This window comes from Nitrosospira sp. NRS527 (assembly GCF_018406445.1).
GTDB lineage: Bacteria > Pseudomonadota > Gammaproteobacteria > Burkholderiales > Nitrosomonadaceae > Nitrosospira > Nitrosospira briensis.
On record NZ_AP024515.1, the window covers coordinates 2,183,221 to 2,194,975 of the forward strand.

An 11,755-nucleotide genomic window follows, 5' to 3' on the forward strand; every position below is an offset into this window, starting at 1 on the left:
GCACCCCTATATGCCTCAGCCGCACGCTACTGTGGCGCCTTTACCGCCGGAGGTGCTGAAATGCACCCGAAGCGGGATGCGTTGAGTTCCACATCGGCACGCTCCCAAGCCTTTTTGAAACGCGCCTCGATAAGCGCCGCCTGATCATCCTTGTTTTGCAAGCGCAGCGCTTGCAACAAGCCATAAAATGCCCATCCATTGTTACGATTTCGTCTCAGGTCTTCCCAATACACCGTTTCCGCTTCGGCTGGGCGCCCCGATTCGAGCAGGATAGCGCCCAGTGCCAACCTTGGTGGAGACTGCCATTCAGACGGTTCCGTATAAGCCAGGCTATCCTCAAGGCGGACCGCCCGTTCAAGATGCGCGATAGCGGTATCGAACTGTCCGCGGGCAGAGGCAATCTCCCCTGCGAGCACTTCAGGACCAATACTTAAAACTGCGCGCGCGGTATTAAGCGAGAAGAGCGGCCAATCCAGCGATCCATTCTTCATGATCCCACGCAACGCGCTCAACTCCTGCTCGGCTTGCTGCAACTGCCTTGTCGCGACAAACGCAAGGCCGCGTGCGTAATGCCAGCCGCCCTTCAAAAACGCATTCGTCGACGGTGGCGCGGGCTCCTGGAGAATCTCATTCCATTTTCCGAACCTCGCATACGCCCAGTACGGCACAATCCGGAACACCGCTGTCGCCGGCACCCCCGCCAAAGCCGTGTCGTCAACGGTTCCCGCTACCTTCCTTGCGGATTCGATCGCCAACCGGCTTTGGCCATCCGCCGTTGCCGCGAACCACAGAAAGTGAATATTATGGGGGGTGTACATTATCGGGTACATCCCTTGTGCATGGCGATGGGCTAGATACGCCTCATCCGCCACCATGGCGAGTTGATTGCTCTTTATCGAGTCCGCATATCGGCCCACCCGCTGATAGATGTGTGATGGCATGTGCACCACGTGCCCGGCCGCCGGCATCAGTGTAAGCAGCGTATCCGCCGCTTTTTCCGCCCGCTCCGGCGTGCTGGTCGATTCGACGAGATGAATATAAAAATGTGCCGCGCCTGGGTGGTTTGGATTGCGCTGCAAGACAGATTCGGTGAGTGCCACGATTTCAGCGGTTCCCTCAAGCGGATAACCGTCGCGCATCCAGTAACCCCAGGAGTTGAGGTCCATCATCGACTCGACATAGAGCGTTGCAATATCGAGATCGTTTGTGAATTGCTCATGCGCATCCCGCATCGCATTCGCATAAGCTTTATCGTTCGCCTTCCGCTGCTCGGCGTTGCCGCTATAGCGCTTCTCGAGCGCGCTGATAAGCGCCCGTTCGCGGGGCGATGCTTTCGAACGAAGCGAGGCGGCTTTTCGCACAAGCGCCAGGGCGAGCGCCTCGCTCTCGGGTGCCATCGCTGCGTTGATGTTGGGGCCGAGCACGAGCGCCTGCCCCCAATACGCCATCGCCAACGAAGGATCGAGCCGCGCCGCTTCCCGGAAAGCGCGGCCCGCCTCGGCATGGTTAAATGCGTAGGACAGGTTCAATCCCTGGTTGATATACTTTTGCGCCAGCTTGTTTCGTGTACTGACCGGAAAGGTATGCGAACCGAGGTTCAGCAGCCTCGGCGCGGCTTTATCATCGGGGCTTGACTGATCCCGCTGTTCGTGATGCTTATGAACGGACTTCGATGACAAGGATGCCGAACCTGCTTCTTCCGCCTGGGCAAACGCGGCAATGCCTCCAGTCGTCGCCACCAATCCCAACGTGATTAAACGAAGAATAAAATGAACTTGCATAAACGTTACCCCCTGATAATCGTCGATTCAGCAATCGGCAGCGCAATGTCGGTTATTTAAGACATTATGTACCGGTAGTAACACTATAGACGAAAAACCGGGGTGCTCATGGGACGGACGGTGCCGAGATAAGTTTGACATGAATGTCAGGCAAACCGCTCGCTGCTGTAGATCCGCACGCGAATCGCGATCACGGCAGTAAACGCAAGTTTTTCAGGCGTGCCAAACCGAAATGAATGAAGGCCAGCGCCGTCAGCACTGGCGCGAACAGGTTTAGAATCGGTATAAATTGTACCAGGCCGGTCAGAAGCCCCAAGCCCCACAGTAACGACCGCCGGGAGGAAAATATCGCGCGCATTTCGTCCTGGCTGGCGTGCTCCGCCAAGGCGTCATAACGGAACAGCCGCTGGTTCAAATACGCCGTGGCGATAAATGGTATGACCAATCCTGCCCCGATCAACCACAAAGGAAGTGTGATCAGCCAAATAGCGGCGAATATTCCGAGGGCAATCAGCGCATTGAGCAAGCTGCCGGCGAAACCGCCACCATTTTTGCGTTCAAGATGCGGGTAGTCACGGTCAGCCACCAAGCTAATCAGGGCGGGCATCGCGAATAAGGCAGTGATCACCAGCGCAGTAATGAAAACGAGCGGCACGAACAGAATCAGATGCGCGATTGCCTGAATTCCGTAGGCGACCCACCTTGGTTCGACGCCTTCGAGCCAAGTTTGAATGCCGATCGCCGTGAGGCCGCTCGCAATCCATCCCGAGAACGTACTCCAGAATGCGACGCCTAACAGGAACCACAACAGACTAGCCGCCAGGATGGGCCAGATGACGATCCACAAAACCTGAAACTGGAATAAATCACGGAACGCACGCGAAAGCGCTTCGAATACCGAGGTCACACGTTCTCCTTCTCAGGCCTCATCCGATATCAATACAGCCGTTAATTTTTGCAGGACTTTACAGCGGTTGGAAGTTACACGCAGGCGCTTATCGCCTCGATGTCATGGTCCAGGCCACCTCGACCCCGCGCCCACCAACTTGTAAATTTCAAAACGTATCGCTGAGACGTCCCAACAAGTATCCGCTATAACGTATGCCAGTCATTGAATTCCACTTTCGCAACCCGGGTCCCAGTCGTATGCAAAGGAGTTGTACCAGGCAGTATGCTCCCAGATTTCCTCGCACACCTCGCCGCAGATTTTTCGCTCGAACCCGCACATGCCACCCAGTTTAAAGCGTGCCGTATACGCACCGGCAGCATCGCCTCCCTTGAGTTCGAGGATAACCTGCCCGCTCTGCTCAGAAACGTCCAGGGAGTGCGTATTAGTGAGATCTTTATAGAATTTCTCGGGAATGACAAATTGTTTACTGCCTATGAAGACGAGAAATGTTTCAGTAACAAACTTTGGAATACCACCATCCACGCCCCATGTGCCCGAGTCAGCCTCGTGGCATTCTCCGCTTTTGCATTGGCGCTCGCGGAATGTGACAGCAACCGTTTGGCCCGAGGGCAGCAAATACGTTTTCTCGTGCGAAAATGGCATGATCCCGGTTTGTGCAAGCGCACAAAAAGACCATAAAGCGGAGCCGAGCAACAGCATTTTGAAGAAACTCAACATGGGAAAGCGACCATTAATTCTTGTTATCAACTGAGCCCTTTTTGCGCCGCTAGCAACCTGTCGGACTTAAAGGGAATCGGCTGTAAAAGCATCTGGCCGGTTCATAGTTCACCGCTTTTTCGGCCAATAGAATAACTATTGACCTTCCAAATCCCTCGAAATCTGCCCTCATCCAGTCACTTTTCGCTGCGATTATTCAAATCCGACAGGTTACTAGGCTATTTCCAGGAATATTTTTTCGGTTTCCGACGCAATTTTCAGTTTTTCGAATAGCCGATTAAAGGCCCATCGACTTTCACCGATGAAATTTTCAGTTTTCGTCTCACCGACCAATATGCATCCTTCCGTGTTTGCGGCCGTATTTCCGCTATGTATCCTGACGCCTTCATAGTTCGGCACATTCAGAAGAAGCGGAAGCTGTTTTTGAAACCGCTGTGAGAAATTGATGATCACTTCGTAGCGACCGGATGGTATGGCTGTCTTTCCGGCAATTTTGACCGGCCTGACTTTATCTTCAAGGGTGTAGCACTCAAACACGCCATTTACCGATAACTCGCCAATCGTGCTCTCTTCAGAGAAATCAGTCCTTTTAATTTGCAACTCCATTTTTGGCTGTCCTTGTATTCTGGGATATCATGGAAATGGAACATCAAGTGTAACGGACGATTCTGATGATCGATGTTGAAATTTTTATAAAAATATCCTTCGCGGAATATTAAACCTAAAGCCGGCAGTTGATCGCTCATTTAATATATCAGTGTTATGATTAATAACAATATTTCATATTATTTGACGCTCACCTTCAGGGTGAGGGCGCTACGGGGTGAAGTGTACGGTTTTTGGGGCACATGGCTGCGTTGCAACTCCTTGGAATGGAACGGCGCCCCGAAGCGTCGCCCGAGGGGCCCCGCGCAGCGGGGATCGGGCAGCGCAGGGGATGCCGCGATCGCGCTCCACACGCGAGAGCGCACCCGCATCCCGCTTTGGGATCGCACCTTCCTGCGGAAGGCACTGCTCCGCCCTGCGCGGTCGTATTCCGCGTCGTTGCGCCTTGCCCTGCACCCCAAAAACCGTACGCTTCACCCCGTCCAACTACTGGATTTAGGTTAAAGGATAGAAGAACTTGTTTCCCTGCGCCAGGTAGTGCCCTGAGGTCCATCCTCCAGGATAATGCCGGCGTCCAGTAATTCCCTGCGAATACGATCGGCTTCGCTATAATTTCGGCGTGCCCGGGCAATGAGGCGTTGCTGAATCAGTTGCTCGATACGTTCCGGCGTGAATACAGAATCACCTGCAAGTCCGTCGTCCTGAAAATACTGCTGTGAATTTTGTTGCAATAATCCCAACACGCCGCCTAGCGCTCTCATCAGCGCCGTGTCCCGTGGTGATCCGGTTTTGTTGACCTCGTTCGCAAGATCGAACAGCACCGCTATCGCATCGGACGTATTGAAGTCATCATCCATTGCTTCCCTGAAACGGCGTGCATGAGGCGCCTGCCAGTCTATGGTGGCCGCAGCGTCACTGGCTTCATTTCCTTTCAGCGCAGTGTAAAGCCGATCAAGCGCGCGCTTGGCATCGTCAAGATGCTGATCCGAATAGTTCAGCGGGCTGCGGTAATGCGCCCGAAGAATGAAGAAGCGCACCACTTCCGGTTGATAGCGGGCAAGAATTTCGCGTACGGTAAAAAAATTGCCCAGTGACTTAGACATCTTTTCATCATTGACACGCACGAAGCCGTTATGCATCCAGTAATTCACGAAAGGATGGTCATGCGCGCCTTCGCTTTGCGCAATCTCGTTTTCATGATGAGGAAACTGCAAGTCCTGGCCACCCCCATGTATGTCAAAGTGTTCGCCGAGATAACGTTCAGCCATTGCCGAGCATTCGATATGCCAGCCGGGACGCCCACTGCCCCAGGGCGAATCCCATTGCGGCTCGCCGGCTTTGGCGGCTTTCCATAATACGAAATCCAGCGGATCCTCTTTGTATGGATCGATTATTACGCGTTCCCCCGCACGCAAATCATCCAGCGATTTTCCGGAAAGCTTTCCGTAGCCGGGAAATTTGTGCACGGCATAATACACATCGCCGTTGGGCGCCGCGTAGGCAAGGTTTTTTTCCATCAGAATTCGAATCATGCCAATCATATCTTCCACATGCCGAGTGGCTCGCGGTTCACATGTAGGCGGCGCGACACCGAGCGCAGCGGCGTCTTCTTCCATAGCCCGGATAAAACGATCGGTCAACGCATCGATGGATTCGCTGTTTTCCTGGGCCCGTTTGATAATTTTATCGTCAACATCGGTTATATTGCGTACGTACGTCACATCGAAACCGCTCGCTCGAAGCCAGCCTTGTACCATATCGAATACCACCATCATGCGAGCGTGACCAAGATGGCAATAGTCGTAGACCGTCATGCCGCAGACATATATTTTGACCTTGCCGGGAACGAGGGGAACAAAGTCCTGTTTTTCCCTGGCGAGCGAGTTATGGATTTTGAGCATCTGGCAAGATTGTGAATTAGACAGGCTTCTTGGTAGAATCCCGGGGATTCCGGGACAACCCAACAAAAATCGGAGCAGTATAGCACAATGAAAATGCTGGATTTTCCCCTCATAAACGCATTAATGGCAGTTGCCGTGCTGCTGCTGTCGAATCCTGCTGCGCTTGCCGATGAGAACGATACAGTTGCCAAACTCTACAAGCAGGGCAATTTCGCCAAGGCGCTGGAGCAAGCAGATGCTTACCTCGCCCTCAAGCCAAAGGATGCACAGATGCGCTTCCAGAAAGGCCTGATACTGACTGAACAAAATAAGACCGCGGACGCCATCGGTATATTCTCTTCACTCGCCGAAGAATACCCGGATCTGCCGGAGCCATACAATAACCTCGCGGTGCTCTATGCCAGCCAGGGCCAGTATGACAAAGCCAAGGGTGCGCTCGAAGCAGCGATACGCACCCACCCCAGCTATGCGACTGCGCATGAGAATCTGGGGGATGTATATGCAAAGATGGCAAGTCAGGCATATGGCAAGGCATTGCAACTGGACAAGGGTAACGCCGCTGCGCAAACCAAGCTTGCAATGATCAAGGACCTGTTCACAGGGAGACCTAAAGAAATACAAACCGCATCTTCCCCATCTGTTTCCTCTGTGCCGCCAACTGATGCCCCCGCAATAGCCATGGAGAAAGTCCCGGAAAAAAGGGCTGTAGAAAAAGTGGAAAAACCAACAGCCGGGAAGACCGCCTCTGCGGAACAATCGGGGCCGAAAGTCCAACCCACTGTTCCGGACGAATCGGATGAGGTTATCAAGACGATAGAGGCCTGGGCCATAGCCTGGTCCGATAAGAATGTCGCGGCCTATCTGGCATTCTACGCGAGCAGTTTCCGTCCTCAAGGCGGTTCGTCGCATGCGGCATGGGAAAAAACCCGCCGAGAACGCATCGGGAAACCAAAATCTATCCAGGTCGCCATTACCAACCCCAAAGTAAACTTGATCGGCACCACGCACGCAAGGGTAAGTTTCAAGCAATCGTACCACTCCGACGCAATCAGGAGTAATACAACCAAGACACTTGAGCTGGTCAAGACAGGGGAAAAATGGCTCATACAGCAGGAGCAAGCCGGGCGATGAGATTAGCCGGTCCGGCTTTCCCCAAGCACATTCAATCACGTACAACCACGGTTACCGCCGGCGTCATAGTCGCGTTTGGTTTCCTGGCCTTTGGCGCATTAGCGAGCGATCACTCGGCCTTGCCGGAACTATCGATCACCGGCCCGGAAACCATGCTGGTCAAAAGCATGCAGGAAATTGCGGAGAGCCGCATGGATTCCGCTTTAAGCGGAGTCGAGCAAGTGCTCAAGACCAATCCGAATTTTCGGCTTGCTCACCTGATTAAAGGTGACCTGCTACTGGCTCGTTCTCGCCCGATCAGTAATATTGGTGATACTGCCGGGGTCTCACCGCAGAACATTGCCGATTTACGCGATGAAGCGCGAGCCCGGCTGCTGCGTCACCAGGAACCCGTTCCACCTAACATGGCGCCGAAATATCTTGTGCAAATGCCGCCGGAACAAAAATATGCAATTGTTGCCGACACTGGGAAATCCCGGCTGTACATTTATCAGAATGTGGGTGGCCAACCTCGTTACCTTTCCGATTATTACATCAGCAGCGGCAAGAATGGAACTCAGAAACTGAAGGAAGGAGATAAGAAAACTCCCATCGGTGTATATTTTGTTACCGCCAATGTACCTCGCGAGAAACTCACCGATTTTTATGGAGGGGGCGCTTTTCCCCTCAATTACCCCAACGAATGGGACAAGCGGCATGGACGAAGTGGTTTTGGCATCTGGCTCCACGGCACGCCATCGGACACCTATAGTCGGCCACCCCGTGCCAGCGATGGTTGCGTCGTGCTGGCCAATCAGGATTTACGTAGCGTAGGTGCGGCGCTGCAAGTCGGGATAACACCCGTGATTATCAGCAACGAAGTAGAATGGGTAAAATCCGGTGCCGAAACTGCTTTGCGCAGCAAACTGGTACAACATCTGGAAAAGTGGCGGCGCGATTGGGAAGGTGGAAACACCGAGGCGTATATCGGCCACTACGGCCGGGATTTTTTCAGCGGTGGCCAGAGCCTGGCTGAATGGTCGCGGCACAAGCGCCAGGTTAATACTGCCAAGAATTGGATCAAAGTGAGAATCAGCAATATCGGCATCTTTCTTTATCCTGGACGAGATGATCTGGTGGTGGTCAATTTCGATCAGGAATATTCCAGCAGCAACCTTTCCAACAAAATGAAGAAACGTCAGTACTGGATGAGGGAGCAAAAAAACGGTCCCTGGAAGATCATTTATGAAGGCACAGCCTAGTTTCGGAACCGATCAAACATTTTATCGACTACTTTGCGTTTACACCTATGCATATTATCAAGCTTCTTGCTGCTTTCTCGCTTCTGTTCAGCACGACCGCTCACGCAGCTAATCCCCAGGTTGAAATAAAGACCAATTTTGGTAATATATTATTGGAGCTTTACCCTGATAAGGCGCCTAAAACCGTAGATAATTTTCTGCGTTACGTGAAAGACGGCCACTATAAGGGCACTGTATTTCATCGTGTAATTCCCGGGTTCATGATTCAGGGCGGCGGATTCGACAAGGCCTTCAAGCAGAAACCGGCGAGGCAGCCCATCGAGAATGAGGCGGCCAACGGCCTGAAAAATGAGATTGGAACGATTGCCATGGCCCGCACCTCGGACCCGCACTCAGCCTCTGCCCAATTCTTCATTAATGTAGCCAATAACGGGTTCCTCAATTACACTGCACCGACTCAGCAAGGCTATGGTTACACCGTGTTCGGCAAAGTTATCAGAGGAATGGAGGTGGCCAATAAGATTGCCGGTACGCCGACGGGCTCCGGAGGACCATTTCCAAGCGACGTACCTGAAAAAACAGTAATCATCGATGAAATCAAACTTGTCACAGAGGTGCCGGCTGCCGGCACCGCTTTGCCTGGAAAATAAGGACAAACATGATCAAACTCCACACCAATCACGGCGATATCACTCTCGAACTGGACAGCGAAAAGGCTCCGCTGACCGTTCAGAATTTTATAGACTATGTGAACAGCGGTTTTTATGATAATACGATATTTCATAGGGTGATCAACGATTTCATGATTCAGGGAGGCGGATTCGAGCCGGGCATGAACCAGAAGCAGGTTCGCGCCCCGATTCAGAACGAGGCCGCCAACGGCCTCAAGAATGATAAATATACAGTTGCCATGGCACGCACATCCGACGTGCATTCCGCTACAGCACAATTTTTTATAAATGTCAAGGACAATAGTTTTCTTAATTACACGTCGCCTACTTCCCAGGGTTTCGGCTATTGTGTGTTTGGCAAGGTAGTGGAAGGCCAGGATGTGGTGGAGAGGATCAAGAAGGTAAAGACAGGTACCCGAAATGGTCATCAGGATGTGCCATCGGAAGATGTGATATTGCTGAAAGCGGAAATGGTTGAAAATAAGTAGTCGCTATTTATACCCCGGGCCATCCGTTAAGAGGCTGTGAAAGTTAGCTATGCCCGCTATCAGTACCATGACAATGAGTTTTTATTAAACTTTTGAGCCGGAATAGCGCCTTTTGTCCAAGCTCCGGCACGCCGCCAGGTAATATTGCCGTGGATATTACTATGTGAGGCATGCACCACCCGTCCCGTGAGAGGTCGTTTGGGTAGGGGAAATAAAATATTTCATCAATGGGGAAAATCATGTCCACTTTTCGAATTCTTACAGCAATATCGATCAGTCTTTGGTTAGCTGCGCTAACGGGATGTGCAACCACCACCTCGGGCGGTGCGGTCGGCGCGAACCGCTCTCAACTGATGCTTATATCTTCAGAGCAACTGGAGCAAACGGCCGCACAAGGTTATACCAAGCTGAAATCGGACGCAACGCAACAAGGTGCGTTGAACAAGGATCCGAAACTGCTGCAGCGGGTGCAGGCAATAGCCCGCCGCATCGAACCACAGACCGGCGTATTCCGCAAGGATGCCCCCGGGTGGAAGTGGGAGGTCAATATCATTGACAGCAAGGAACTCAATGCCTTTTGCATGCCTGGCGGCAAGATCATGTTTTATTCGGGACTGATCAATCAGCTTCAACTCAACGATGCGGAAATTGCAGTGGTGATGGGGCATGAAATCGCCCACGCCTTGCGTGAACATTCACGTGAGCAGGTGTCGCAGGCAATCGCGGCGCAGACCGCGCTGGGGTTGGGATCCGCGGCATTTGGCCTCAGCCAGAATGCCGCCACTCTCGCCAACGTCGGTTATCAGGCCTTGGTCGCAACACATTTTAGCCGTACCGACGAGGCCGAGGCAGACCGCATCGGGCTGGAATTGACCGCACGTGCAGGTTATAACCCGCGCGCCGGCGTTACGTTGTGGCAAAAAATGATGAATGCCAACAGTGGCGGCCAGCTTCCCGAATTCCTGAGCAGCCATCCTGCGGACTCAAGCCGGATCCAGCAGATTGAATCGTTGTTGCCACGTGTTATGCCTCTTTATGAAGCCACGCTTCACTGAAGCTGAACCGTCTCGTTGGACCAATAGAAGATTATGCGTTTAATCCTCTTGCAAGGTCAGCCTGGATATCCTTTACCGCTTCGAGCCCCACCGCGATGCGCAATAAACCTTCGGTGATCCCGGCGGCATCCCGGCTTTCCTGACTGATACGGGCATGAGTGGTGGTGGCGGGATGGGTGAGCGTACTCTTGGCATCCCCCAGGTTGGCGGTGATCGAAATCAATCGAACGGAATCCACTACCCGCCATGCCGCTTCTCTTCCATTTCTCAACTCGAATGAAACGATTCCGCCACCGGTTTTCTGTTGGCGTCTGGCAAGCTCGTACTGAGGGTGTGAGGGCAAGCCCGGGTAGTGAACCCGCGCCACCCCGGGCTGCGCTTCCAGCCAGCGAGCGATCTGCATGGCATTTGCAGAATGCGCATCCATGCGCAGCTTCAGAGTTTCCATTCCCTTTAAAATAACCCAGGCGTTGAAAGGGCTCAAACTCGGCCCCGCGGTACGCAGAAAGCCAAAAATCCCGCGTTCCATCACCAGGTCGCGCTTCCCCAATACGGCGCCGCCTAAAACCCTACCCTGGCCTTCGAGATACTTGGTGGCGGAGTGAACCACAAGATCGGCGCCCAGATCCAGCGGCCGCTGCAGCGCCGGCGAACAAAAGCAATTATCGACCGCAAGCCATGCGCCGGCTTTTTTTGCCACGTGTGCAAGTGCGGCGATGTCCGAAACTTCAGTCAACGGATTTGACGGCGTTTCGATAAACATGAGTTTTGTGGTGGGTTTTACCGCCGCCTCCCATGCTGCGACATCGGTGGCGGAAACAAACGTCGTTTCGATATTGAAGCGCTTGAGGATATTATTGAACAGACTCACGGTTGCACCGAAAAGACTGCGCGACGCGATGACATGATCGCCGGCGGAGAGCAGCCCCATCACGCAAGCCAGTATGGCTGACATCCCCGAAGAAGTGGCAACACACGCTTCTGCGCCTTCAAGCGCGGCAAGCCGCTCTTCGAAAGCTGTAACCGTGGGATTGGTGAATCGCGAGTAAATATTTCCGGATTCCGCACCTGAAAAGCGCGCTGCAGCCTGGGCTGCGCTGTCAAATACAAAACTCGAGGTCAGGTACAAGGCTTCCGAGTGTTCATTGAATTGACTACGGTGAATACCGGTGTGTAACGCCAGGGTTTCCAGCTCAAAATCATCAGACATGCTTAACTCCCAAAAAAAACCCGTTCAGCATTCGCTAAAACGGG

Annotated in this window: 11 protein-coding genes; 5 read left to right on the forward strand and 6 right to left on the reverse strand. The window is 53.0% G+C overall.

The genetic code is table 11. The annotated features are described in order from the left end of the window. Positions 1-26: 26 nt before the first annotated feature. The 5 genes from KJS40_RS09790 to cysS form a co-directional block, all read right to left on the reverse strand. Entirely contained in the window at positions 27-1,781 is a 1,755-nt protein-coding gene (locus KJS40_RS09790; protein WP_213537375.1) for a hypothetical protein, read from the reverse strand. A gap of 190 nt (positions 1,782-1,971) precedes the next feature. Beyond that, a complete protein-coding gene (locus tag KJS40_RS09795) occupies positions 1,972-2,688 on the reverse strand; it encodes an EI24 domain-containing protein (protein ID WP_213537376.1) in 717 nt (238 codons plus the stop codon). 201 nt (positions 2,689-2,889) lie between these two features. Continuing rightward, complete coding sequence (locus tag KJS40_RS09800; protein WP_213537378.1) at positions 2,890-3,408, reverse strand: hypothetical protein; 519 nt, start codon at positions 3,406-3,408, stop codon at positions 2,890-2,892. Between the two features lie 213 nt (positions 3,409-3,621). Beyond that, positions 3,622-4,014: a DUF5675 family protein gene (locus KJS40_RS09805; protein WP_090456729.1), complete on the reverse strand. Its 393-nt coding sequence runs from the start codon at positions 4,012-4,014 to the stop codon at positions 3,622-3,624. 500 nt (positions 4,015-4,514) lie between these two features. After that, positions 4,515-5,915 carry a cysteine--tRNA ligase gene (cysS, locus tag KJS40_RS09810; RefSeq protein WP_213537380.1) on the reverse strand — a complete coding sequence of 467 codons (1,401 nt, stop codon included), beginning with the start codon at positions 5,913-5,915 and terminating at the stop codon, positions 4,515-4,517. Between the two features lie 87 nt (positions 5,916-6,002). Between cysS and KJS40_RS09815 the strand changes: the two genes are divergently transcribed. The 5 genes from KJS40_RS09815 to KJS40_RS09835 all read left to right on the forward strand — a co-directional run bounded on the left by KJS40_RS09815 (position 6,003) and on the right by KJS40_RS09835 (position 10,501). Beyond that, entirely contained in the window at positions 6,003-7,046 is a 1,044-nt protein-coding gene (locus tag KJS40_RS09815; protein WP_213537381.1) for a nuclear transport factor 2 family protein, read from the forward strand. After that, positions 7,013-8,287 carry a L,D-transpeptidase family protein gene (locus tag KJS40_RS09820; protein ID WP_244859531.1) on the forward strand — a complete coding sequence of 425 codons (1,275 nt, stop codon included), beginning with the start codon at positions 7,013-7,015 and terminating at the stop codon, positions 8,285-8,287. Before KJS40_RS09815 ends, KJS40_RS09820 begins: the two co-directional genes overlap by 34 nt. A gap of 47 nt (positions 8,288-8,334) precedes the next feature. Continuing rightward, positions 8,335-8,937: a peptidylprolyl isomerase gene (locus tag KJS40_RS09825; protein ID WP_213537383.1), complete on the forward strand. Its 603-nt coding sequence runs from the start codon at positions 8,335-8,337 to the stop codon at positions 8,935-8,937. Positions 8,938-8,945: 8 nt separating this feature from the next. Further along, a complete protein-coding gene (locus KJS40_RS09830) occupies positions 8,946-9,446 on the forward strand; it encodes a peptidylprolyl isomerase (protein ID WP_213537385.1) in 501 nt (166 codons plus the stop codon). 239 nt (positions 9,447-9,685) lie between these two features. Then, positions 9,686-10,501 carry a M48 family metallopeptidase gene (locus KJS40_RS09835; RefSeq protein ID WP_213537386.1) on the forward strand — a complete coding sequence of 272 codons (816 nt, stop codon included), beginning with the start codon at positions 9,686-9,688 and terminating at the stop codon, positions 10,499-10,501. Between the two features lie 31 nt (positions 10,502-10,532). Here KJS40_RS09835 and KJS40_RS09840 read toward each other — a convergent pair whose 3' ends face one another. After that, on the reverse strand, positions 10,533-11,711 hold the full coding sequence (locus KJS40_RS09840) for an O-succinylhomoserine sulfhydrylase (RefSeq protein WP_213537388.1): 1,179 nt from the start codon (positions 11,709-11,711) through the stop codon (positions 10,533-10,535). Positions 11,712-11,755 lie beyond the last annotated feature (44 nt).